Below are 1,478 nucleotides of genomic sequence, written 5' to 3' on the forward strand. Positions count from 1 at the left end.
GCTCCCACCCCCCGATCGTGCGTGGTCTGGGGGGATCGGTTTTGTTAAACCCCCCCCGCGGCCGGGGTGCCTCCGGCACCTGGCTCCTCCGCTTCGCTCCGGAGCAACGAACCGCCTCGCTGCGCTCGGCGGAGCTCGGCTTCGCTGAGCGAGGGCCGGCTCTTTGGGCCGGGGGCCGGCGCTTCGCTCCGGGCTCTCAGCGCTGCGCGCTGAGAAGAGGACCGCCTCGCTGCGCTCGGCGAGGGCCGGCCCTTCGAGTCGGGGTCCTGCGCTTCGCTGCGGACTGCTCCGGGTCCGCTGAGCTCCCCCTGAGCTGACCCCGTTTCACGGGGTCCGGGCCTGCGGCCCGTTGAGGTGTCCGCTTCGCTCCCACCTCAGCCCTTCCGGCTTCGCCTCCAGGACCAGCCCGCTGCGCGGGCGCCAGCAGCGGGGCGCCGCGGTCGGTGAGTGTCAGAGGTGGTTGGTCTCGTGATAGAGGCGCCAATGCCACCAGCCTCCTCTACGGTGCGGCTGGCGGTAAGCGAGCGGGTCGGGGAGGGTCCTGCGCCGCAGTTCGTCATCCATTTCTGCCAGCAGCGCTTCCAGATCGCGGCGGGCACGTGTGGGGAGCCTGTGCACGACCACTTCGAGGAGGTCCCGGGCCACCGCAACATTCTCCCGGAGTTCCTGGTCCCGACTACCGCTGATCGACAGGAGCAGGTACAGGTACTTGCCCGGGCGGGCGAGGAAGGCCCGATAGGCATCGATGGCTTCCAAAGCCGCCCCCGGCCACCATCCTTCACCGAACGGGCGCCGGTACTCCTCCCGGCGGATCGCCGAGACAATCCGCCGGGAGGGACGCCAACGCTTAGGCAATCCAACGCCCCAAGAACCGGTACCCGCGTACACCTGCCGCGGCACCCCCTGCGCACGCAGCACACTCGGCCGCTTACGTGGCATAAGCCTTTCGAAATCCAGTCATAAGACTTGATCATGACACCGACATGGCGGAGCGTCCAGTCAATCCCGAATTGATCCCGCCACTCCAGAAGGCGCATGCTTCAAAGTAGAACCGGGATTTAATCTGGAACGAACCTCTTGCCGTGCAGACGGAAGACGCCCTCACGTGCGTCGAAGCTCAATGACCCCAGGTCAGAAGCATGACGACTGCTCAGTTTCACTGACCGGCAACACCAAGCGGCGGAACGGGAAGGTGTCGCCTGCCCGGACGAGCCCATGTCGAACTTCTGCCCGATGGGTCAGGACATCGGACGCGAGTGTGGATCGTCAATCAGAAAGAGCGACGCTCCACCACGCCACCGTCGCGGTCCGCGCGTTCGAGCACGGCCCACACCCTGTGTCCACACTCCGGGGGTCACCTCAAAGATCCCCACGCCCCACGCCATGGTCATCACGGCGTGAGACGTGAACCGGAACCCTGATCTAAAACACGGCCTACGCCTGTCAGGTCGCCCTGCGCGTTCCGGATACGGCTCGGG

General features: G+C 66.6%; 1 protein-coding gene. It reads right to left on the reverse strand.

Annotated features, from left to right (window positions below; genetic code table 11):
* Window positions 1-450: 450 nt before the first annotated feature.
* Complete coding sequence (locus tag ACWF9Z_RS36640; protein WP_453609946.1) at window positions 451-756, reverse strand: hypothetical protein; 306 nt, start codon at window positions 754-756, stop codon at window positions 451-453.
* Window positions 757-1,478: the final 722 nt, after the last annotated feature.

The sequence above is a fragment of the Streptomyces sp. NPDC054961 genome (assembly GCF_053609145.1).